At 58.8% G+C, this 20,853-nt stretch carries 16 protein-coding genes and 1 tRNA gene; 6 read left to right on the top strand and 11 right to left on the bottom strand.

Annotation, left to right across the window (positions count from 1 at the left end; all coding sequences use genetic code 11):
* The first annotated feature begins 200 nt into the window (after nucleotides 1-200).
* Both ACTQ40_RS03230 and lacG (ACTQ40_RS03225) read left to right on the top strand, forming a co-directional pair.
* Nucleotides 201-1,976: a PTS transporter subunit EIIC gene (locus ACTQ40_RS03230; RefSeq protein ID WP_441563329.1), complete on the top strand. Its 1,776-nt coding sequence runs from the start codon at nucleotides 201-203 to the stop codon at nucleotides 1,974-1,976.
* Between the two features lie 66 nt (nucleotides 1,977-2,042).
* A complete protein-coding gene (gene lacG, locus ACTQ40_RS03225) occupies nucleotides 2,043-3,482 on the top strand; it encodes a 6-phospho-beta-galactosidase (protein ID WP_154514977.1) in 1,440 nt (479 codons plus the stop codon).
* A 355-nt stretch (nucleotides 3,483-3,837) separates the two neighbouring features.
* Here lacG (ACTQ40_RS03225) and ACTQ40_RS03220 read toward each other — a convergent pair whose 3' ends face one another.
* Entirely contained in the window at nucleotides 3,838-4,839 is a 1,002-nt protein-coding gene (locus tag ACTQ40_RS03220) for a LacI family DNA-binding transcriptional regulator (RefSeq protein WP_441563328.1), read from the bottom strand.
* 284 nt (nucleotides 4,840-5,123) lie between these two features.
* Here ACTQ40_RS03220 and ACTQ40_RS03215 point away from each other — a divergent pair, with 284 nt between their 5' ends.
* Nucleotides 5,124-6,902 carry a PTS lactose transporter subunit IIBC gene (locus ACTQ40_RS03215; RefSeq protein ID WP_441563327.1) on the top strand — a complete coding sequence of 593 codons (1,779 nt, stop codon included), beginning with the start codon at nucleotides 5,124-5,126 and terminating at the stop codon, nucleotides 6,900-6,902.
* Nucleotides 6,903-6,977: 75 nt separating this feature from the next.
* Nucleotides 6,978-8,399: a 6-phospho-beta-galactosidase gene (gene lacG / locus ACTQ40_RS03210; protein ID WP_441563326.1), complete on the top strand. Its 1,422-nt coding sequence runs from the start codon at nucleotides 6,978-6,980 to the stop codon at nucleotides 8,397-8,399.
* Between the two features lie 513 nt (nucleotides 8,400-8,912).
* Here lacG (ACTQ40_RS03210) and ACTQ40_RS03205 read toward each other — a convergent pair.
* Entirely contained in the window at nucleotides 8,913-9,677 is a 765-nt protein-coding gene (locus tag ACTQ40_RS03205; RefSeq protein WP_441563325.1) for a DeoR/GlpR family DNA-binding transcription regulator, read from the bottom strand.
* A 206-nt stretch (nucleotides 9,678-9,883) separates the two neighbouring features.
* On the opposite strand from ACTQ40_RS03205, the gene ACTQ40_RS03200 reads away from it, so the two are divergent.
* Together ACTQ40_RS03200 and ACTQ40_RS03195 are read left to right on the top strand one after the other, a co-directional pair.
* Nucleotides 9,884-10,936: an aldose epimerase family protein gene (locus ACTQ40_RS03200; RefSeq protein ID WP_441563324.1), complete on the top strand. Its 1,053-nt coding sequence runs from the start codon at nucleotides 9,884-9,886 to the stop codon at nucleotides 10,934-10,936.
* A 206-nt stretch (nucleotides 10,937-11,142) separates the two neighbouring features.
* Nucleotides 11,143-11,218: transfer RNA gene (locus ACTQ40_RS03195), tRNA-Thr, on the top strand.
* A gap of 211 nt (nucleotides 11,219-11,429) precedes the next feature.
* On the opposite strand, the gene ACTQ40_RS03190 is transcribed toward ACTQ40_RS03195, so the two are convergent.
* The 9 genes from ACTQ40_RS03190 to ACTQ40_RS03150 all read right to left on the bottom strand — a co-directional run bounded on the left by ACTQ40_RS03190 (nucleotide 11,430) and on the right by ACTQ40_RS03150 (nucleotide 20,773).
* Complete coding sequence (locus ACTQ40_RS03190; protein WP_117778978.1) at nucleotides 11,430-11,903, bottom strand: YhcH/YjgK/YiaL family protein; 474 nt, start codon at nucleotides 11,901-11,903, stop codon at nucleotides 11,430-11,432.
* Nucleotides 11,904-11,935: 32 nt separating this feature from the next.
* A complete protein-coding gene (nagA, locus tag ACTQ40_RS03185) occupies nucleotides 11,936-13,105 on the bottom strand; it encodes an N-acetylglucosamine-6-phosphate deacetylase (protein WP_441563323.1) in 1,170 nt (389 codons plus the stop codon).
* 143 nt (nucleotides 13,106-13,248) lie between these two features.
* The gene (locus ACTQ40_RS03180; protein ID WP_427718969.1) at nucleotides 13,249-13,980 is read right to left on the bottom strand and encodes a GntR family transcriptional regulator; all 732 of its coding nucleotides are present in this window, start codon (nucleotides 13,978-13,980) and stop codon (nucleotides 13,249-13,251) included.
* A 232-nt stretch (nucleotides 13,981-14,212) separates the two neighbouring features.
* Complete coding sequence (locus tag ACTQ40_RS03175; RefSeq protein WP_427728598.1) at nucleotides 14,213-15,703, bottom strand: PTS transporter subunit EIIC; 1,491 nt, start codon at nucleotides 15,701-15,703, stop codon at nucleotides 14,213-14,215.
* A 532-nt stretch (nucleotides 15,704-16,235) separates the two neighbouring features.
* The gene (locus ACTQ40_RS03170; RefSeq protein ID WP_441563322.1) at nucleotides 16,236-17,327 is read right to left on the bottom strand and encodes a hypothetical protein; all 1,092 of its coding nucleotides are present in this window, start codon (nucleotides 17,325-17,327) and stop codon (nucleotides 16,236-16,238) included.
* A 126-nt stretch (nucleotides 17,328-17,453) separates the two neighbouring features.
* Nucleotides 17,454-18,539 carry an isocitrate/isopropylmalate dehydrogenase family protein gene (locus tag ACTQ40_RS03165; protein ID WP_427728602.1) on the bottom strand — a complete coding sequence of 362 codons (1,086 nt, stop codon included), beginning with the start codon at nucleotides 18,537-18,539 and terminating at the stop codon, nucleotides 17,454-17,456.
* A 6-nt stretch (nucleotides 18,540-18,545) separates the two neighbouring features.
* On the bottom strand, nucleotides 18,546-19,244 hold the full coding sequence (locus tag ACTQ40_RS03160; RefSeq protein WP_427718960.1) for a hypothetical protein: 699 nt from the start codon (nucleotides 19,242-19,244) through the stop codon (nucleotides 18,546-18,548).
* Between the two features lie 15 nt (nucleotides 19,245-19,259).
* Nucleotides 19,260-19,688 (bottom strand): hypothetical protein, encoded by a 429-nt coding sequence (locus ACTQ40_RS03155; protein WP_427728604.1) that lies wholly within the window; start codon nucleotides 19,686-19,688, stop codon nucleotides 19,260-19,262.
* 5 nt (nucleotides 19,689-19,693) lie between these two features.
* Nucleotides 19,694-20,773, bottom strand: coding sequence for an NAD(P)-binding domain-containing protein (locus ACTQ40_RS03150; RefSeq protein WP_427795479.1), 1,080 nt, complete (start codon nucleotides 20,771-20,773; stop codon nucleotides 19,694-19,696).
* Nucleotides 20,774-20,853 lie beyond the last annotated feature (80 nt).

Below are 20,853 nucleotides of genomic sequence, written 5' to 3'. Positions count from 1 at the left end.
AAATGTTAACGTTGCCATTGCGCAAACACAGAGCCACCGGGCGGCTCAAACGTTTACGCGCAAGAAATCGACGGTCCGCAGGCACAGGGGCCATCGGTTCGCGTCTTATTTTGTGTCACAAAATGGCAACGTCAACATTTTGGCAACCAAACGTCAAAAGCTACCATCGTTGCTAACCCACCGACTCTTAGGAGCTTTGCATGGAGCAACTCATCGCCACCATCGAAAAGGGCCAGCCCTTTTTCAACGCGATCGCCCGCAACAAGTACCTCAAGGCGATCCGCGACGGTTTTATCTCCGTCATCCCCATCATCATCTTCTCGTCCATCTTCTGCCTGGTAGCCTCGGTCCCCAACATCTGGGGTTTCTACTGGCCCGATGACATCAACAACGCCCTGTGGAAGTGCTACAACTACTCCATGGGCATCCTGGCCATCGCCTGCGCCGCTACCACGGCCAAGCATTTCGCCGACGCCCAGAACCGCGATCTGCCCAAGAATAACCAGATCAACTTTATCTCGTGCATGTGCGCGGCCATCATCGGCTTCTTGCTCCTTTCGAGCGACACCATCGCCACGGATGCCGCCAGTGGCTTCAACACCACCTACCTTGGTTCCAAGGGCCTGCTGACCGCCTTCATCGCTGCGTTTGTGACCGGCATCATCTACAAGTTCTTTATCAAGCGCAACATCACCGTCAAGATGCCCGAGCAGGTTCCGCCCAACATCTCGCAGACCTTTAAGGACATCATCCCCTTCTCCGTCTGCATCGCCGTCTTTTGGGTCTTTGACATCGTCTTCCGCGCTGCCTTTGGCTTCTGCTTTGCCCAGGGCGTCATCCAGGTGTTCCAGCCCCTGTTCACCGCTGCCGACGGCTACATCGGCCTTGCTGTGATTTACGGCGCCATGAGCCTGTTCTGGTTCGTGGGCGTCCACGGCCCCTCGATCGTCGAGCCCGCCATCGCCGCCGCCCTCGTTGCCAACATGACCGACAACCTGGCTGCGTTCCAGGCCGGCCAGCACGCTTCCGCTGTCCTGACCCAGGGTGCCCAGTACTTCGTCGTCTGCATGGGCGGCACCGGCGCCACGCTCGTCCTGGTCTTTATGTTCTGCTTCCTGGCCAAGTCCCAGGAGATGCGCGCTGTCGGTAAGGCCGCCATCGTCCCCGTGTGCTTTGCCGTCAACGAGCCGCTGCTGTTCGCCGCACCTATCGTGCTCAACCCCGTCTTCTTTGTCCCGTTTGTCTTTGCCCCGATCGCCAACATCTGGATCCTCAAGATCTTTATCGACTTCTTGGGCATGAACGGCTTTATGTACACCCTGCCTTGGACCGTCCCCGGCCCCATCGGCACCATCATGGGCCTGGGCTTCCAGCCGCTCGCCTTTGTGATGCTCGCCCTTATCCTGGTCGTCGACTTCGTTCTGTACTATCCGTTCTTCCGTGCCTATGACGCCCAGAAGTGCGCCGAGGAGGCCGAGATTTCCCAGGAGGAGCTCGCCGCCAAGAACGCCGAGAAGGCCGCCAAGCTCAACGATGCCTTCCAGGGCAAGGCCGACGCCAAGAGCGTTGCCGCCGGCGCTGCTGCCGAGGCCGTGGAAGCCGGCGCTCCCGCCGCTTCCGCAGCACCCGCTGCCGAGGCAACGGCCACCAGCGACCTCAACGGCAAGCGTGTGCTCGTGCTCTGCCAGGGTGGCGGTACCTCGGGACTGCTCGCCAACGCGCTGGCCAAGGCTGCCAAGGAGCGCGACATCAATCTTGAAACCGCTGCCGAGGCCTATGGCAACCACGTGGACATGCTCCCCGACTTCGATCTGGTCGTCCTGGCCCCGCAAGCCGCAAGCTACCTGGCCGACCTGCAGAAGGACTGCGAGCGCGTGGGCAACAAGTGCGTCGCCTGCCGCGGTAAGCAGTACATTGAGCTTTCCCAGAACGGCGATAAGTCTCTCGCCTTCGTAAGCGAGCAACTCTCGAAGTAAGTAACGCACAGGGCCAGCCGACCATCCAAGACCGGCTGGCCCTTCGATTTAGACGATTGGATCATCATGTCCGTTAACCCTGCCAGCGTCACCAACCCGCCTGCGCAGTTTCCCGAGGACTTTGTCTTTGGCGGCGCCACTGCTGCCTACCAGGTAGAGGGCGAGACCCGCACCCACGGTAAAGGCAAGGTTGCCTGGGACGACTTCCTGGAGGCCCAGGGGCGCTTTTCCCCCGATCCCGCTTCGGACTTCTACAACCAGTACCCCGTCGATCTGGAGCTGTGCGAGGAGTTCGGCATCAACGGCATTCGCCTCTCCATTGCCTGGAGCCGCATCTTCCCCAACGGCACCGGCGAGATCAACCCCGAGGGCGTACAGTTCTACCACGATCTCTTCGCCGAGTGCCACAAGCACCACGTTGAGCCGTTTGTCACGCTGCATCACTTCGACACGCCGCTTGCCCTCTTTGAGAAGGGCGACTTCCTCAACCGCGAGACCATCGATGCCTTTGTGGACTTTGCCACCTTCTGCTTTAAGGAGTACGCCGACCAGGTGACCTACTGGTTCACCTTTAACGAGATTTGGGCCGATGCCTCCAACACCTACATCGAGGGCACCTTCCCCGGCGGCGTCAAGGCGCATCTGGCCGAGGCTTTCCAGTGCGAGCACAACATGATGCTCGCCCACGCCAAGGCCGTACTGGCCTTCCACAACGGCGGTTTTAAGGGCAAGATCGGCGTCATTCAGTCGTTGGAGTTTAAGTATCCGCTCAACGAGAACGACCCCGCCGACATCAAAGCCGCCAACAACGAGCACGTGTTGCAGAACCAGTTCTTGCTCGACGCCACCTTCCGCGGCGACTACGCGCCCGACACCCTCGAGTGCGCCAACCGTCTGGCTGCCGTCTCGGGCGGCACCATCGAGATCCTGGACGAGGACCTCGAGATTATGCGCGAGGCCGCGCTCTACAACGACTACCTGGGCGTCAACAACTACCAGTGCCGCTTCTTGAAGGCTTACGACGGCGAGAACGACCTGCACCACAACGGTACGGGCGAGAAGGGCACCGGCCGCTGGCGCGTTAAGGGTATTGGCGAGCACGTGAACAAGCCTGGCATCCCCACCACCGACTGGGACTGGATCATCTATCCCGAGGGCCTGTTCGATCTGCTCGTCTACATTAAGCAGCGCTACCCCAACTACAAGCAGATCTTCATTACAGAAAACGGCATGGGCTACAAGGATCCCTACAAGGACGGTTTTGTGGACGACCAGCCGCGCATCGACTACATCGAGCAGCACTTGCGCTGGCTGCTCAAGGCCATGGAGGTGGGCGTCAACGTGGGCGGCTACTTCCTGTGGAGTCTGCAGGATCAGTTCTCCTGGACCAATGGTTACAACAAGCGCTATGGCTTCTTCTACGTTGACTTTGAAACCCAGAAGCGCACGCCCAAGGCAAGCGCCTACTGGTACAAGCACGTGGCACAGACCCGTCGTCTGGACTAGCGGCTGGCGACCAGCGGAATTGCCCCGCTCACATAACCTGTCCCCATTTCTCAGCCGGGGTGGCACGTCACACGGCGCGCCGCCCCGGCCTTTTGTTTTTGTTCGGCTGGGGGGCCGTTTGTCTCGATCTGTAACATCTAGCCGAGTTTTTGGTCCCTAGTTGTTACAAATCAAGACAAACCGGGAAGACGGGGCCGAATTGTCTAAATCTGTAACACTAAAACCGGTTTTGGACGTCTGGTTGTTACAGATTGAGATAAACGCACAGGACAATCCTCTCAATCTCGATCTGTAACATCTAGCCGAGTATTTCGGTCCTAACTGTTACAGATTGAGATGAACGAGCTGAGCACGTCTACGCCCGCAGGTCCTTTACGCTGGAACGCTCGATCAGCACGCCCGACACAAGCGTACGGCTTCTGGAGCTCGGAGCCTCAAGACCTGCGACGACCTCGTTAAGTGCACGGATGCCCAGCTCGCGATGGCGAAACTTCACCGACGTCAGAATCGAGTTGGGAATCGTCTTGTAGAGCTCATCGTCGAAGCCGATCACGGACACGTCGTCGGGCACACTGAGCCCTTTGTCACGTAGAGCCATCATCACGCCGTTTGCCATGCAGTCGTTAGCAGCGAGGACCGCCGTGCAATCGGGTTTATCGGCAAGCACAAGGCCCGCGGCATAGCCACTATCCGCATTCCAATCACCTTGCAGAGGCTCGGGCGGCTCAATGCCACGCGTCTCGAGTGCTGCACGCCAACCTTTCATACGGCACTGGCTCGACAGCGACTCTTTTTTACCAGAAACGAAATACACGTTCTTGTGCCCGCGATTTAAGAAGTACTCGCACGCCATGCGCGCACCGTCCTCTTGATCGTCACTAACGGTAGAGCAGGTAGGATGTTCCATCGGCGTGATAATCACCGTCTTGAGGTCTTTCGGCGCCTCAAAGGTATCAAAGTCATCGACCATTTGACGCAGGTTGAAGATCATGCCGTCGACGGGAAGCTGCGACATCCTGCGCGCCGCTTCGGCAAGGGTCATCTTCTCCCCCGCCCGCTTTTTGATCATCGTGAGCGCAAAGCCTCGCTCTTCGGCGGCATCGGCGATACCGTCAATCATGTCCACGGCGCCGCCCGACAAGTGGAACATCACCACGCCGATGCACCCGTAACGGCCCAACTTGAGTGAACGCGCGGCAAAGTTCGCCCGGAACCCAAGCGCCTCCATGGCAGCATGGACCCTATCGCGCGTCGACTCGCGCACGCTATCGGGCTCGTTGATCACGCGCGACACCGTCTTGAGAGAAACGCCCGCGGCAATCGCTACATCGTTCATCGAGACATTCTTTTTGTCCATCGTTGCCACTTCTTCTCCACTCGGTTCTCTATCGCTTGTTTTTTGCGTTCTAGCATACACTACCTGCCCGACTGATAAATCAGCCGTTTATCGGATAATATCGACCGTTCACCCGTAAATCCTTGTTGCTCTTCCAAAAATGTCTTACGTTGTCATTAACGAAATGACAACGTTGTCATTTCGCAATGCCTTCCTTAAGCGGGAAGGTTTCCGGGCAGTCCTGACCATCCATCGACGACCAGTTCCATCCACATGCATCGCGCATCAAGTAACAAAGGAGCTTTATGGACGCCATCGTAAAGATGCTCGAAAAGCATCAACCGTTCTTTGAGAAGATCTCGAGGAACATCTACCTCCAGGCCATTAAGGACGGATTCCTTGGGTGCATGCCCATCGTCCTCACCTCTTCGATCTTCCTGTTGATTGCCACCCTTCCCGGCGTAGTTGGCATCACGCTGCCCCAGCCGCTCGTCGACTGGTGCAATAAGCTGTATAACTTCACCATGGGCGTTATGGGCATCATGGTCGCCGGCACCACTGCCAAGAACTTCACGGCTTCCATGAACCGTCGCATGCCCGCCGGCAAGGTGCTCAACGACGGCTCCACCATGGTAGCCGCCCAGTGCAGCATGCTGCTGCTCGCTGTTACGCAGTTCACCACCAAGTTCGACGGCTCCGAGCTTTCGGTCTTCGATTGCACCAGCATGGGTACGCGCGGTCTGTTCTCGGCCTATATCGCCGCGTTCATTACCGTGTGGGTCTATAAGTTCTGCGTCTCGCGCGATCTGACCATTAAGCTGCCCAAGGAGGTTCCGGGCGCCATCGCTCAGAACTTCCGCGACATCATCCCCTTTGGCGGCGCCGTCATCATCTGCGGCATCATCGATGTCGTCGTGCGCAACCTCATGGGCGTTCCGTTCTCCGAGCTGCTCATCAAACTGCTCTCCCCGCTCTTTACCGCTGCAGAAACCTATCCTGGCCTTATCCTTATCCAGGCAGCCACCGCGTTCTTCTGGTTCATCGGTGTCCATGGTCCTTCGATTGTCCAGCCGGGCATCGACCCCATCCGTCTTGCCAACCAGGCCGAGAACCTGCAGGTTCTGCTGGCCGGTGGTCACCCCGCCCACTCCCTCACCTTTAACATGTCGCTCGTGGGTGAGTTCGGAGGCACCGGCGCCACGTTCATCGTGCCGCTTCTGCTGATTCTCTTTATGAAGTCCAAACAGCTCAAAGCCGTCGGTAAGGCCTCGATTGTTCCTGTTGCCTTCGCCGTCAACGAACCGCTGCTCTTTGGCGCGCCGATGATCCTTAACCCCTACATGCTCATCCCCTTTGTTGCCGCTGGCTGCGTCAACGTAAGTGTTGCCAAGTTCTTTATCGATAACGTGGGTATGAACGGCTTCTCCTTCGTGGTGCCTTGGGCTACCCCCGCCCCCATCGGCATTTTCATCACCACGAACTTCCAGCTCATCGCCCTGGTATTTGTCGCAATCATCATCTTGTTGGACGCCATCATCTACCTGCCGTTCTTGAAGGCATACGATAAGCTGCTCTGCGACCAGGAGGCCGAGCGCGCCGCCGAGCTGGGTCTCGAGTCCGATGGCGCTGCCACCATCGCCGCCAGCAACCCTGCGCCCGCTGTCGAGCAGGCCACCGCTTCCGTCGAGACGACCGTTGCCGCCGCCGACAGCAAGCCTGTCGCCGATCAGCCCGAGCCCGCCGCCGATGCATCCGCCAAGAAGGATGTCGATGGCCTGAAGGTCCTCGTCCTGTGCGCCGGCGCCGGCACCTCTGCCATGCTTGCCAACGCCATCAAGGAAGGTGCCGCGCAGACCGGAGAGAACATCGCTTCCTCCGCGGGCGCCTATGGTCAGCACACTGCCATCATGGATCAGTACGACGTTATCGTGCTTGCCCCGCAGGTTCGTAGCTACTACAACGACATGAAGGCCGACACCGATCGCCTGGGCATTAAGCTGCTCGCCCCGCGCGGTAAGGAATATATCGACCTTACCCGCGACCCCGCTGGCGCCATCAAGTGGCTCCGCGAGAACCTCGACTAGCTCCTCCCTCTGTTGGTGCCCGGATCCCCTGTTCGGGCACCTCTCCCTATTCGTATCCCACAGAAAGGATGCCTCATGACCAACCCCATGCAGTTCCCCGACGGCTTTGTGTTTGGCGGCGCCACCGCTGCTTACCAGGTTGAGGGCGAGACCCGCACGCACGGCAAGGGCAAAGTGCCCTGGGACGATTTCCTGGCCGCTCAGGGTCGCTTCTCCCCCGACCCCGCAAGCGATTTCTACAACAAGTACCCGGTCGATATCGACCTGTGCCAGCGCTTCGGCATCAACGGTATCCGCGTCTCCATCGCTTGGAGCCGCATCTTCCCCAACGGCACCGGTGAGATCAACCCCGAGGGTGTCGCCTTCTATCACGAGCTCTTTGCCACCTGCAATAAAGCCGGCGTTATCCCCTATGTCACGCTCGATCACTTCGATACGCCCGAGGCCTTTTACCAGGACGGCGGCGAGGGCTTCCTGACGCGCACGACGATCGACGCCTTTGTCGAGTACGCCAAGTTCTGCTTTGCCGAGTTCACCGAGGTCAAGCACTGGTTCACCTTTAACGAGATTCCCGCGACCGCCGAGGGCAGCTTTATCGTCGGCAACTGGCCGCACGGCGAGAAGTACCGCCTGGACAAGGCCTTCCAGCTCATGCACAACATGATGGTGGCCCACGCCAAGGCTGTCGTCGCCTTCCATGAGGGCGGCTTTGAGGGCGAGATCGGCATTGTCCAGAACCTGGAGCCCAAGTATCCCCTCGACCCCAACAACGCCGCCGACTGCGAGGCAGCTCGCATGGCCGACGTCATCAACAACCGCTGGGTACTCGATGCCACCTTCCGCGGCCACTATGCAGCCGACACCATGGAAGCCGCGACCAAGCTTGCCCATATCGCCGGCGGCGAGCTCGACGTTCGCGACGAGGACATCGCCGCGCTGACCGCCGCACTCCCCTACAACGATTGCCTGGGCGTCAATACCTACAAGTGCCAGTTCCTGCGTGCCGCCGAGGGCGAAAACGACATCAACCACAATGGCACCGGCGACAAGGGCTCCTCGCGCTGGTTCCTCAAGGGCGTGGGCGAGTCGTGCGTGCGCGAAGGCGTTCCCACCACCGATTGGGACTGGATCATCTATCCCGAGGGCCTCTACGACCTGCTGCTCCGCATTAAGAACGATTACCCCAACTACAAGAAGATCTACATCACCGAGAACGGCATGGGCTATAAGGACGACTTCGAGGACGGCTTTATCGATGACGCCCCTCGCATCGACTATATGCGTCAGCATCTCGCATGGATCCTCAAGGCGATCGACGGCGGCGTAAACGTCGACGGTTACTTTGTGTGGTCGCTGCAGGACCAGTTCTCCTGGACCAACGGCTATAACAAACGTTACGGTCTGTTCTACATCGACTTTGAGACCCAGGCCCGCTATCCCAAGGCAAGCGCGTACTGGTACAAGAACGTCGCGGAGACCGGCCTGCTCATGGCCTAACTTTTGCTGCATACCCCCTGTCGGCCGCATACGAATCCCTCCACGGGTTCGTATGCGGCCTCTTTTGTTTTGGCGCGGCCCGAGCAGGTCGTTCGTCTCAATCTGTAACATCTAGCAGGGATTTTCGGCCCTATCTGTTACAGATCAAGACAAACAGAACGCCCGAGCAGAAATATCTCGATCTGTAACATCTAACTCGCTTTTAACCGTCTAACTGTTACAGATCAAGACAAAGGTAATGGCTGGATAGACAAAATCTCGATCTGTAACACCTAGTCGAGTTTTTAGGTCCTAGCTGTTACAGATTGAGACAAACGGAATAGGCCGAGCCAACAATCTCAATCTGTAACATCTGGTTGGTGACTTCACCCCTACCTGTTACAGGTTGAGACAATTTGATAGCGAAGTCCCCATTTGCGCGTCATATCGCATAGCGCTGACGCGCCGATTCCCCACAATGACAGGGGGGCAAAAGTCCTCACACAGCGCTTACTAGCAATCCTGCAGCGCTAGCTAGCAGATGATCTGCGTATGCTCCTCGATGGCGGCACGATCCTCGGCGGTAATACCCGGCTCGCACACCACGGCATCCAGGCTGTCCAGGCGGCAGAAGGTGTAGAAGTCGCGCTTGCCGATCTTGCTGGAATCGGCGATCAGATAGCGCGAGTCTGCCTTGCTAAAAGCGAGCTGCTGGATACGGCCCTCTTCCATGTTAGATGTGGACACGTCGCCGTCCAAAATGCCGTTGGCACCGATAAACGCCGCGTCGATACCCAACGCACGCAGGGTATCCTCGGCCGTTGGTCCCACAAAAGCGGCGGTGCGGCGACGATACATGCCGCCCACGAGGCACAGGTCGCAGTCTTCGCGCGCCTCGAGCAGGTTAAACACCGAAAGCGAGTTGGTCACAATGCGCAGGCGAAACGCCGGCAGCATCGATGCCATCTGCTCAACCGTGGTGCCCGTACCCAAAAAGATGGTCGAACCTTCCTCGATAAGCTCCACGGCGCGGCGCGCAATCTGCAGCTTTTCCTCGGCATGCTTGGTGCGCTTTTCGCTGTGCGAGTACTCGTGGCGCAACATAGCGTGGGGACGACCCTGCGCACTGCGGGCGCCGCCGTGCACGCGCTCGATCTCGCCCAGGCTCGCAAGCTCCTCAAGATCACGGCGGATCGTCATATCCGAGACGCCCAGTGCATCCGAAATCTCCTTGACCGAGACCGTGCCCTGCTCCTCGAGCAGCTGACGAACCTTATCCTGTCGCTCCGCTTTAATCACGATGAATCCTCGCCGTTCTTTGTGCGCATATCATTCAAACAGTAACGAACAAATTGTATCAGACTCGCGCGCGTCAAAAATGAACGCCCGCACGGCTCCAATCATCACTTTTTTGAGAAAAATACCCCCTGCTTTAGTGGGGTGTAGTGATAATCTCGCCTGTTCGCGCTACAGTTTGTCGGAAATACCTCGATGTTAGGAACCAAATGATCACTTCTGAGCTTTTCGGCACCGCGCCGTGCGGTACCCCCGTTCATCGTTACACCCTCAACGGGCCCGAGATCTGCGTTCGCATTATGGACTATGGCGCCACCGTGCTGGGTATCGATGTGCCCGACATTCCCGGCAACGTGCGCGATGTGGTGCTGGGCTTCGATAAGCTCGAGGATTACTTTGACAACCCCGCCTGCTTTGGCGCGACCATCGGCCCCGTGGCAAACCGCACCGCGGGTGCAACGATCACCATCGACGGTACGGACTGGCATATGCCCGCCAACGAGGGCGCCAACAACCTGCACAGCGATCTTGAACACGGCCTGCACAAGCGCGTGTGGGATGTTGAGCTCGACGAGGCTCACAACGCCGTGCGCATGACCACCTCACTTGAGGATGGCGAGTTGGGCCTGCCCGGCAACCGCACCTTTACGGCCGTGTTTACCGTGACGCACACCGGCCGCTTCCGTATCGAATATGGCTGCGAGAGCGACCGCGCCACGTACGTGTCCATGACCAACCACACGTACTTTAACCTTGCCGGTCATAATGCCGGCATGGACTGCGAGCACTTCTTTGTTGCTAACGCTGCCCACTACCTGCCCATTGACGACCAGAACATTCCTACTGGCGAGATTGCTCCGGTCGAGGGAACACCGTTTGATTTTCGCGAGTTACGCCCTGTCGCGCCTGGCATGGAGGCCGACCATCCGCAGATTAATCAGGCACGCGGCTACGATCACTGCCTGTGCATTGGCGGCTATCAGTACGGCCGCAATCTGCGCCGTGCCCTGCACGTCGAGGAGATGTGGACCGGCCGTGAGCTGGACTACTACACCACCGCCCCGGGCGTGCAGCTCTACACCGGCAACTGGCTAGGCGACGAGCACGCCAAGGACGATGCCAACTACGGCTGGGGCGCCGGCTTTGCCCTCGAGGCCGAGATGTACCCCGACACGCCGCACCGCCCGCTGTTCCCGCAGGGCATTGTGGGCCCGGGTCATCCCTACAGCAATGTGATCGAATACCACTTTATGAGGCACTAAGCTCATAACGCAACATATCGCACAGCAGCGCCCGCCGGCACACCGCCGACGGGCGTTTTTCTACCTAGTTGTAGGCAACCAGGCACATCCCGGCTTGAATGATTAGTGCATTTAAAGTGAGAAAAGCCGTCAGAACACTTGCGCGGATTTGCGATGTCCCGTATCATAGACAGCCGTTGACGCCTCAGCTGCGTCATCACATGGTCGCCAGCGTAGCTCAGTTGGTAGAGCACCGCTCTCGTAAAGCGGGGGTCACCGGTTCGAGCCCGGTCGCTGGCTCCATTGCACAAGACAGCCGCCTTCGGGCGGCTTTTTTGTTGCCGATTTTGAGTGCGCGCGCCCACCCACGCATCGCAACCGCGTCAGCTCCCCTATTCAAAACAGAAACCCCGTTAATCGTGATTCCCCTAGGGAAAACACGATTAACGGGGTCGTAGCGTGATTCCCTTAGGGAAAACACGCCGGCATACGAACAGCTCAGCAGAGCAGCGCGCTATTCCTCCCAGTAAGCGTCTGCAAGCAACTTAAAGCAGATCTTCTTGACCGGCTGCGCGCCATCGCCCGGGAACTCGAGCGTGGGCATGTGAGGCTCGCCGGCAACAAACAGCGCAAACTTGTCGTCGGCAAGATCGCCGGCGATCGAGGCGTCGGAATCGACCAGATCGTAGTCGTCCTTCTCGTCAAACTCCTGGACCAGCGTCAGGCTGCCCGTGGCGACCTTAAAGGCCTCGCGACCCTCGACGTCGATCTGCAGGTCGTGATAGCGCTGATGCGTCTCATAGTGAGCCTCGGCCTCGGGACGCGTCGTGGGAGCCATGACGTTTGCAAAGACCTTGTCGCCCAGAATCGGATGGCTGCCGACCTCGAGCTCCGCCGGGTCGTTCTCCTCGAGCCAGTCGATCAGCACGTCGAGGCCCTTAAGCATTCCGCGATACTCCTCGATATCGCCCAATGCACCGTAAATCATCTAAATCCCCTCTCGAATCGTTTCTTTGGCGGCTACTCGGCAAACGCGTTACCGACGCTGTTGCCACCCACATACGTCTCGACCAGGGTAAGGTCGGGATTGAACACGACAAAATCGGCATCGCGGCCAGGCATAATGCTGCCACATTTATCCTCGACGTGAGCAGAGCGCGCGGGCACCTCGGTCGCCATGCGAATTGCGATATCGGCGCTCGCGAGACCCCAGTCGACAATGTTCTTGACACCCTGTGCGAGCGTGAGCACCGAGCCGGCGATAGCAGAGCCATCGGCAAGCCAGCAAAGGTTGTCCTTCATAATGACATCCATGCCACCGCTGGTGTACTTGCCCTCGGGCATGCCGCCGCAACCCAGGCAGTCGGTGATCAGCACTGTGTGCTGCCAGCCCTTGGCCTGCAGCAGCGCCTTAATAGCAGCAGGGTTCACGTGTTTGCCGTCGCAAATGATCTCGGCATAGGTGTTGGGCGTGGTCATAGCGGCCCCGACGACACCGGGCTCACGGTGATGCAGACCGCGCTGGCCGTTGTAGGTATGCGTAAAGCAGCTGGCGCCAGCATTGATGGCGGCAGCACACTCATCATAGGTGGCATCAGAGTGGCCGATGCAGGTCACGACGCCCCTTGCGCTCAGAGCCGCGGCGTAAGCGGCGGCGCCGTCACGCTCGGCCGCCATAGCGCTCTTGACGATTCGACCGCCGGCGGCCTCCTGCCACTCGTCAAAAACTTTCTCGGACGGGCCGATCAGATAAGCAGGGTTCTGGGCGCCCACATGCTTCATGGTAAAGAACGGACCCTCCAGGTAGATGCCCTGAATACGAGCACCGCAGAACTCAGGTCCGCGCTCCTCGTCCGCCTGTGCAATGGCAGCGCAGGCGTCCTTGATCTGCTCCACGCCGTCGGTAAAGGTCGTAGGCAGCCAGCTGGTGGTGCCACGACGAGCGAGCTCGGTCGAGCTGATGTTGATACCCTCGGCATCATTATCAGTCGTGGCATGGTTATAGAAGCCATGAATGTGGGTGTCCACCATGCCCGGCGCAATCCATGTACCCGAATAATCTTTGATCTCACAAGCGGGCTCATCGGCCTGCCAAGTGCCAAAGACGCCATCTTCGACCATGAGGTAGCCGCCCAGCTGCGGCCCCGCCGGCAAAAAGAACTTGTCGGCCTTGATAGCATACGTGCTCATCTATGCTCCCGTACCCGCAGTGCGTTTTAGGGCGGATCAAAAACCACTGCATTGTTAATTCGAGCGATTGTTCGTTGCCTTCTACCGCTTGGCGCATTTTGCACCCGCCGCAAAACACACCAAGCCGTTTATACCCAATAACTCTAGACTGCGCGGTTGTGGTAGACCTTGTATTTAAACTGGTCGGCGCGCGCAACCGAACGCGTATACTCGATAACCTCGTTGTTCATGTCATATGTGGTACGAATCAAATCCAGGACCGGTGCGCCTTCGGCAATCTCGAGCAGACGGGCGTCGGAATGGCGGGCGATACTCGCGTAGAATTCTTCCTCTGCCACGCGAACTTTCTCGTGAAAGTCCTGCTCGATCATGTCGTACAGCGATTTGTTCTCGATCATGGGGCGCTTAAGCGCAAAGAACTTGCGACTCGGCAGATATGTACACTCAATCATCAGCGGCACACAATCGGCAATACGCAGGCGCTTGATCTTGTACAGACGCTCGCCAAGACGCGCGTTCATCTCTACGGCAATATTCTTGTCGGCCTCGACCTCGGTAAACTCAAGAATCGTCGTCTTGGGCACACGGCCGATCGCCTTCATCTGCTCGGTAAAGCTATAGATTTGCGAGAGGTTTGCCGTTTGCAGAGAGCGGTCGCACACCATGGTTCCACGGCCGCGCTGACGAACCACCAGGCCCAGGCGCTCAAGCTCCTGCAGGGCAAGGCGAACCGTCGTACGCGAGAGCCCGTAGCGTTCCGACAGGTCACGCTCTGACGGCAAATAGTCGCCGGGTCGAAGTTCGTGATCGATTTTATCGGTCAGCAAATCGACGAGCTGATCGTACAGAGGCTGTTTGCGCGCTCCCATTGCCATGATGATACCTGCCGGATAAATGACTCGAAATTGGTTGTAACCAGACACCACGTACTATAGCAGTTTTAACGTAATAACAGCAGGTCAACCAGCACATTGCAATATTGTTTACCGGTTAATTGCCCGTGTACTGTAATACCAATCGCACCGCCTCATCAAGTATCGAGGTAGCAAAAAGGGCCGCCCCCGCGGAGCGGGACGACCCTTTGCAAGACACGTACGTCTCTAAGGCTTAGAGAAGCTTCTTGAGCTCCTCGGCAACAGCCTGGACCTGCGTACCGATGATGACCTGGGTAGCACCCTTGTCCATCTTCATAACGCCCAGAGCGCCAGCCTTCTTGCAGGCAGCCTCGTCGACCAGAGCGGAATCGCCGAGCTCGAAGCGAAGGCGAGTAGCGCAGCAGTCAACGGTCTTAACGTTCTCCTTGCCACCGACGGCAGCGAGAACAGCGGCGGCCAGAGCGGCGAACTTGTCGTCGCCAGCAGCGGCGGAAGCGGAGGTTTCCTCGACATCCTCATCCTCGCGACCAGGGGTCATGAGGTTGAACTTGGTGATGGCGAAGCGGAACACGAGGTAGAAGACCAGGAAGGCAGCGATGCCCATCGGGATGATCATCCAGGTGTTGGCAGCAGCCGGGAGGCTAGCGGAGAACAGGAGGTCGGTAGCGCCAGCAGAGAAGCAGAAGCCAGCACGGAAACCAACATAGTAGGTGATGATGGTGAAGATGCCGTACAGGGCAGCGTACACAACGTAGAGCGGGAAGCACAGGAACATGAAGCCGAACTCGAAGGGCTCGGTGACGCCACAGACGAAGGCGCAGATGGCGGCGGAGACAACCAGGCCGATAGCAGCCTTCTTGTTCTTAGCGGTCTGAACCATAGCCAGGGCAGCGCCCGGGATACCGAACATCATGCAGGGGAAGAAGCCAGACATGTACATGCCGAGGCTCCACTTGACGTCGGCAGAGGTCTCGCCAGCCCAGAAGTGGGTCAGGTCGCCAAGGCCGATGGTGTCGAACCAGAACACGTTGTTCAGAGCATGGTGGAGACCAGTCGGGATGAGCAGGCGGTTGAGGAAGGCGTAGATGCCAGCGCCGATGCCACCCATAGCAGCGATACCCTCGCCCAGAGCGACGAGCGCACCGAAGATGAGGGGCCAAGCGAAGAGCAGGACGACGGAAACGACGATGCAGATGACAGCAGTCATGATGGCGACGCAACGCTTGCCGGAGAAGAAGGCCAGCCAGTCGGGAAGACGGGTGTCCTTGAACTTGTTGTAGCAGGTGCCACCGATGATGGCGGACAGGATACCAATGAAGGAGTTACCAGCGATCTTGGAGAACGCGATGCCCTCGGTAGTGGCGAGCCAAGCGGTCTGGGCGTCGGCATCCATACCACGGATAGTGCCAACAACGGCAGGGTTCAGGAGCTGCTGAATCATCAGGAAGGCGACGAGGCCAGCGAGGCCAGCGGTGCCATCGTGATCGTCGGCAAGGCCGACAGCGGCGCCGACTGCGAACAGCCAGGCCATGTTATCGATAAGAGCGCCGCCTGCCTTGATGAGCAGGAAACCGGCGGTATAGGCAAAACCGGTAGTGTCACCGGCAGCACCCATGACTGCGGGAGCGAGCAGGTAGCCCACGCCCATAAGAATACCTGCGACGGGAAGAGCCGCGACGGGAAGCATCAGCGCTTTGCCGAGCTTCTGGAGGTACTTCATCATATGGCATCTCCTCCAACCTTTCTTTCGTTGTTCACCAACGAGTTCCATGTCCGCGCCTTGTGCATACCGGCTTCTCCGCTTGCCGGCATTGGCGCGCAAACTTAGACAACCCAGTCCCTATTTGGGGTTGCTGGTATGTACGGTAGCACACACTCAATTCAAACGTCCACCACATTTCGTTCAAATTACTATTTCGTTGCCAAACGGTTATTTTTGGCCCGTAAACGGTAATTTACGCAGGTAGAAGTGCTGCGTTTCTTTCATTACCAAACTAATTCTTAGCAATTTCCATTCGATTTCGAATCAAAATTGGTTACTACCAGATGAACAGTGGTACCACATTGTTACTACCAGTTTGGCCGAAATCGTTTTCACTTTACATGAATAAAGTCTCCAAGAATTTGTATATTAAACCCCTCCTACTCTCTCTTCCCCGCCCTTTCCTCCAACGCAAAAAGCCCCCTAGAACGATGTCCGCTCTAGGGGGCTTCAGCAAATATTTCGGCTTCGTACTCGAAGGCTCAGGTAATCTTTACGCAAACAAGCCGTAGATGCTGATATTGGCCTTGGCGTAGAGGCCGTTGGCGTACTCGGTCCACTTGGAGCTGGCGTTCGAGGCCTGTGAAGAGTACTGCTGGTAGGCGGTGTAATAGGCGGTCATGGCCTGCTTATAGGTAGCGCTATCGGCCGTAAAGGCATCGTCGGCAAAAGCCTTAGCGTAGGTGCTATCGGCGTCCTTCCAGGTACCCTTCTTGCTATCCCACTCGTCACCGGCAAGGTTGATGATGTAGTCGGCGTAGTCCTTGCTCGCGGTGTCCTCGTTGCCGTCAGAAGGCTCGGTCGGAGCGATCGGCATGCTTGCGGAGCTATCGCCCACCTTCTTCTTGTAGAGCTTCTGCAGCGTCGCGGACTGACGGACGATCTGCTTGGCCTGGTCCTTGGACACGCCATACTGCGTGGCCATGGTCTTGTAGTCCGAAGTGCCGATAGAATCCTCGGCGTACTCCTTCATCTCCTTAGAAGAGACGGTGATGCCCTCATCCTCGGCAGCGTCCAGCAGAATCTGGTTGCGCACGTAGGACAGGATGACATCGGCAGAGGGAGCGGTGTAGTTGCCATCGCTATCCTTGACGGTATCAAGGCTGTACTGGCTCTCGATGGCCTCGCGCGCGGTGATGTTGCTCTTCTTGCCGTTGTAGCTGTAGCTTGCCACGGTCGAATCGAGCTGGTCCTCGGTGAGGGTCGCCGAGCCGACGCCCTTGCCGCCAAAACCACCGTTGCCGATAAAGAAGCCGACCACAGCAGCAATCACGATGGCGACCACAAAGGCGGCAATCATCGTCTTCTTGTGCTTGGATGCGCTGTCGACCACGTCGGAGTCATCGTCCTCGTCCTCGTCCTGCTCCTCAGGCATGAGGTTCTCGTCGGCGGCATCCGCGGCAATCTGAGCCTCCAGGCGGGCGTCCTCCTCCTCGGCGGTCGTGCCGGCAGCAATGTGCTCGGCAGACGTACCTGCGACCAGATCGATCTTCTCGTCCTCGTCACCGTCGGGGCCTTCGCCGCGCTCGATGATCTGGATGCCGTCGATCTCGTCCTTCTCGTCCTTCTTTTGAATCAGACCCATATCAGTTACTCCTTGTTAAGAAACATAGTCCTCAATAGAATACGCCCGACAGAGCGCCGGGCGTATTCATTCTCAGGTTATCCGCAAACGTATAAGTACCGCTTAGGCGTTTGAAGCCGTATCCCCTTAGGCAAGATGCGCGATAACGGCATCGGCAAAGGCCTGCGTGCCCACGGCGCCCTCAATGGAGCCGGTCTGGGCACGACGCACGTCACCGGTAACCTGCTCGCCCTCATCGAGCGTGGCAGATACGGCGGCGCGAATGCGATTGGCAGCATCGTTCTCGCCCAGGTGATCGAGCATCATGGCGGCAGACAGAATCTCGGCCGTGGGGTTAGCGATATCCTGGCCAGCGATATCGGGCGCGGAGCCATGCGTGGCCTCAAAGATGGCGCAGTCGGCTCCGATATTGGAGCCGGGGGCCATGCCAAGGCCGCCCACAAGACCGGCGCACAAGTCGCTGACGATATCGCCATACAAATTGGGCAGGACTAGAACATCGAAGTCGTTGGGGTTCTGAACCAGACCCATGCAGGTGGCGTCGACGATCTTGTCGTTGAACTCGATATCGGGATAGTTGGCAGCCACCTCGCGAGCCACGCGCAGGAACAGGCCGTCAGTCGCCTTCATGATGTTGGCCTTATGCACGGCCGTCACCTTTTTGCGACCGCAGCGGCGAGCATACTCAAAGGCGTACTCCACAATACGGCGGCTCTTGGCGATGGAGATGGGCTTGATCGAGATGGCGGAATCCGCGGCGAAGGTTTTCTGACCCGAGCGCTCGACAAGCTGTGAAAGCTCCTCGACCTCGGCAGCGCCTTCGTCGAACTCAATACCAGCGTAGAGGTCCTCGGTGTTCTCGCGCACGATAACCAGGTCGACATCGCGGAAGCGCGAGCCATCGCCCGGTTGCGACAGGCAGGGGCGCACGCAGGCGTACAGGTCGAAGTACTTACGCAGGGCAACGTTGACGCTGCGGAACCCCGTACCGACCGGCGTGGTGATGGGGCCCTTGATGGCAACTTTGGTCTGGGCGACGGCATCGAGCACATGCTGGGGCAGCGGCGTGCCAAACTCGTCCATGACGCCGGCACCGGCCTCCTGGACGTTCCAATTGATCTGGACACCGGCGGCCTCGACCACGCGGCGCATGGCCTGCGTAATCTCGGGACCGATCCCGTCACCGGGAATCAGGACTACATCGTGCGCCATAATCTGTTACTCCTCGTCTTCGGCGTCGTCAGATTTTTTAACGCTAGCACGCTTCTTCTTTTTGGAGAGATCCAGGCCAAAACGTTTAACAAGCATTTCGCAAATTTCGCTCGAACGGGCCTTGAGATAGCTGCCCTTGCCGTTCTCGGCATCGAACTTAAGGCGCAGCGCAAGCTTCTCGGCGATCTCGGCATCGATCTCGCCTTTGCCAAACTCGTACAGGCAGCCGAGCATATCGCGATACTCGAGGTCACCGTGGTAGCACTGGATGGCCTCGTCCAGGATGGGCCAAGCCTCGCGCGAACGCTCGACGCTCGTGGCACCCCACACGCACAGCAGGCGGAAGGCGGCATAGCGCAGCGTGGAGGAAATCTCGTCAAACAGTGCGGTCTCGGCGCCCTCAAAGGCATCACCCAGCTGGTCGGGGCAGGTGGTGGCGAGCGCCGCCAGGGCATCGAGGGCCTCCCAGCGAGTCTGAGCCTCGGGCCGGTCGAGCGCCTCGATCAGCGCGGGCACGCAGGGCACGACGCGCTGCGGGTCGCGCTCGGCAAGCAGGTGCAGCACGCGGGCGGCAAACTGGCGGATACGGCGCGTGGGGCAGCCGAGCTCCTGGACCAAGCGGTCGACGGTGTTCTCGTTCTCCTCTGCCAGCTGAAGCTGTGCCAGCTCCTCGTCGGTGAGCTGTTCGTCTTTGTTTTCTGCCATAGTTACCTCTTCTTACTATTTCTTAGTGTGCCTGCCAGCACCCTTGCTGTCATCGGTGACCGAGATGAGCTGTCGGTCAGCCGCGCCATTGCGACGCGCGCGGCGGCGCTCCTCGGCGTCTCCTGCGTCGGCGGCGGCGCGATGAGCCTGGTTGACGTTAAAGACCTCATCGTGCTTGCGCCACGGACCAACGGACTCGCCAAAGCTCATCTTAAGGCCGGCGATAAAGCCGCCAAGCCAGCCGATCGGCGCAAACTGCACCAGCGGGAACAGCGAGAACACCCAGGTCAGCAGGACGACTGCCGCCGCTCCTGCAAAGTTGGCAATCCAGTAGTCGCGCTTGGTGACGACGCGCTTTTCGCACGCCCACTGGCCGCACAAAAAGCCAATGTAGATCGCAAAGAGAAAGAGCACTAGTGCAAGCACCACGAACGTCCAGCTCATGGGCGCTACTCCTCGTGATGGTGGCCGCAGCAGCACTCGTGGCCGTCGTCATGGCCGTGGCCGCCGCAGCACTCGTGGTCCTCGCCATGGTGGTGGCCACAACCGCACTCGTGGTCGTCGCCATGCTCGCCGCAACCACAGCCTTCCTCGTGAGCACCATGCTCCTCGGGACGATACTGCGACCAGTCCAGACCGGCGGCAATGGCGTCGGCCTCCTCCTTATAGAGGACATTGATGGCCTGGGTACCCAGCTTGGCACCACCGATGGCGTCGAGCATGTCATAGAGCGTAAAGGCCACGTCGGCGCCGGGCAGCGCAAGCTCGCGGTCGTCGGCATAGGCGAGCGCCAAGCGCAGGTCCTTGATGAAGTGCTCCACCATAAAACCGGGCTTGTAGTCGCCGTCGAGCGCCTTAGGCGCCAGGCTCTCCATGGCACCGGACTTGCCGGTGCCGCCCAGGATCATCTGACGGGTCTTCTCCATATCAAGGCCGCTCAGCTCGGCAAACGCCAGCGCATCGGCCATGCCGACCATGCAGGCGCCCAGCGACACCTGGTTAGCGAGCTTGGCAGCCTGGCCCTTGCCGGCGCCGTCGAAGCAGCAGATGGTTGCCGCAAAGGTGGAAAGGATATCGCGGACCGGGGCAATGTCGTTCTCGGTAGCGCCCACGATAGCCGTAAGCGTGCCGGCGATAGCACCCGACTCGCCGCCGGTGACGGGGCAGTCAAACGCCATGCGGCCGGAAACCTGGGCGGCCTCGGCAATGTCGCGCGCCAGCTCGGGCGAGCTTGTGGTGAGGTCGATTAGGACCGCACCGGGCTTAGTGCACGCGAGCAGACCGTCGCCCGCCAGGTAGAGCTCCTCGACCTCGGAGGGATAGCCCACCATGGTAAAGACGACGTCGGCGTTCGCCGCGGCATCTGCCGGCGTATCGGCCCAGACGGCACCGCGCTCAACAAGCGCTCTAGCCTTGGACTTGGTGCGGTTGTTGACCGTGACGGGATAGCCAGCGTCCAGAATGTGGCCGGCGATAGGGGCACCCATGATTCCGGTGCCGATAAATGCGACAGAGAGCTTGTTTGCCATGAAACCTTTCCTTTTGGGTTGGGTGTTATTACCAGGTTGAATACTCGTTGCCAGCGTTTGAGCTGTGAGTCGAGGGCGAT

The sequence above is a fragment of the Collinsella sp. Sow4_D11 genome (assembly GCF_052116465.1).
Lineage (GTDB): Bacteria > Actinomycetota > Coriobacteriia > Coriobacteriales > Coriobacteriaceae > Collinsella.
Note: the sequence above shows the minus strand (reverse complement) of the source record. Positions and strands in the feature narration are given on the sequence as shown.

Coding starts and splice junctions, on each gene's coding strand:
- ACTQ40_RS03215 (WP_441563327.1), top strand. CDS start 5,124: ATGGACGCCATCGTAAAGATGCTCGAAAAGCATCAACCGTTCTTTGAG.
- ACTQ40_RS03230 (WP_441563329.1), top strand. CDS start 201: ATGGAGCAACTCATCGCCACCATCGAAAAGGGCCAGCCCTTTTTCAAC.
- ACTQ40_RS03180 (WP_427718969.1), bottom strand. CDS start 13,980: ATGGCAATGGGAGCGCGCAAACAGCCTCTGTACGATCAGCTCGTCGAT.
- ACTQ40_RS03170 (WP_441563322.1), bottom strand. CDS start 17,327: ATGGGTCTGATTCAAAAGAAGGACGAGAAGGACGAGATCGACGGCATC.
- ACTQ40_RS03190 (WP_117778978.1), bottom strand. CDS start 11,903: ATGATTTACGGTGCATTGGGCGATATCGAGGAGTATCGCGGAATGCTT.
- lacG (WP_441563326.1), top strand. CDS start 6,978: ATGACCAACCCCATGCAGTTCCCCGACGGCTTTGTGTTTGGCGGCGCC.
- ACTQ40_RS03165 (WP_427728602.1), bottom strand. CDS start 18,539: ATGGCGCACGATGTAGTCCTGATTCCCGGTGACGGGATCGGTCCCGAG.
- ACTQ40_RS03220 (WP_441563328.1), bottom strand. CDS start 4,839: ATGGACAAAAAGAATGTCTCGATGAACGATGTAGCGATTGCCGCGGGC.
- ACTQ40_RS03175 (WP_427728598.1), bottom strand. CDS start 15,703: ATGATGAAGTACCTCCAGAAGCTCGGCAAAGCGCTGATGCTTCCCGTC.
- ACTQ40_RS03200 (WP_441563324.1), top strand. CDS start 9,884: ATGATCACTTCTGAGCTTTTCGGCACCGCGCCGTGCGGTACCCCCGTT.
- ACTQ40_RS03150 (WP_427795479.1), bottom strand. CDS start 20,773: ATGGCAAACAAGCTCTCTGTCGCATTTATCGGCACCGGAATCATGGGT.
- ACTQ40_RS03155 (WP_427728604.1), bottom strand. CDS start 19,688: ATGAGCTGGACGTTCGTGGTGCTTGCACTAGTGCTCTTTCTCTTTGCG.
- lacG (WP_154514977.1), top strand. CDS start 2,043: ATGTCCGTTAACCCTGCCAGCGTCACCAACCCGCCTGCGCAGTTTCCC.
- ACTQ40_RS03160 (WP_427718960.1), bottom strand. CDS start 19,244: ATGGCAGAAAACAAAGACGAACAGCTCACCGACGAGGAGCTGGCACAG.
- nagA (WP_441563323.1), bottom strand. CDS start 13,105: ATGAGCACGTATGCTATCAAGGCCGACAAGTTCTTTTTGCCGGCGGGG.